This is a genomic window from Vibrio sp. 1402, assembly GCF_033340275.1.
This window is the reverse complement of the sequence record NZ_JAWOWE010000359.1, coordinates 1-644: the sequence shown is the minus strand read 5'-3', so window position 1 is coordinate 644 and position 644 is coordinate 1. Positions and strand designations below refer to the sequence as shown.

Sequence of the window (644 nt, the reverse complement as noted above, 5' to 3'; positions counted from 1 at the left end):
TTTCGCTCATCCCTGCGGGGATCAGTGCGGAAGTGCAGCTCCCTTTGAATGAAGTGCTAGCGATTAAAATTACCGCTGCAATGTTGGCGTTAGATGAAGAAGGGAATTTAGGTGTCAAAACACTGCAAGATGAACACGTTAAGTTTGTTCCTATTCAGTTAGTCAAAGCAGAAGAAGATGGCGTTTGGTTATCTGGGCTTGGCGAGCAAGCGGACATCATTGTATTAGGACAGGGGTTTGTTCGTGATGGCGATACCGTAATTGCGAATAAAGTCGGTGATGTCGCTGCCGATGCGGCCGAAAAATAGGGAGGCAGCATGTTTAGCATAATTGACGCTGCGTTATCCCGATCAAGAACGATGTTGACCTTGTTGGTGATGATCCTCATCGCAGGGGTCATTACTTACGTCACCATCCCAAAAGAATCTAGTCCCGATATCACTATTCCTATCATTTACGTCTCTGTGGGGCATCAAGGTATTTCTCCAACTGATGCTGAGCGTTTACTGGTTCGTCCTATCGAACAAGAACTGCGCTCAATTGAAGGGGTGAAAGAGATGACATCGGTTGCCTCCGAAGGCCACGCTTCAGTCACTTTAGAGTTTAGCGTCGGCGTGGATCTCGATAAAGCGATGGCGGATGTT

General features: G+C 47.4%; 1 protein-coding gene and 1 pseudogene. Both read left to right on the top strand.

The window, feature by feature from the left end; genetic code table 11:
* Positions 1–308 (top strand): annotated as a pseudogene (gene vmeJ / locus R7044_RS26065) (multidrug efflux RND transporter periplasmic adaptor subunit VmeJ); the annotation flags it as partial.
* A gap of 9 nt (positions 309–317) precedes the next feature.
* The coding region (locus R7044_RS26060) for an efflux RND transporter permease subunit (protein ID WP_225456100.1) at positions 318–644 on the top strand (327 nt) is incomplete at its 3' end.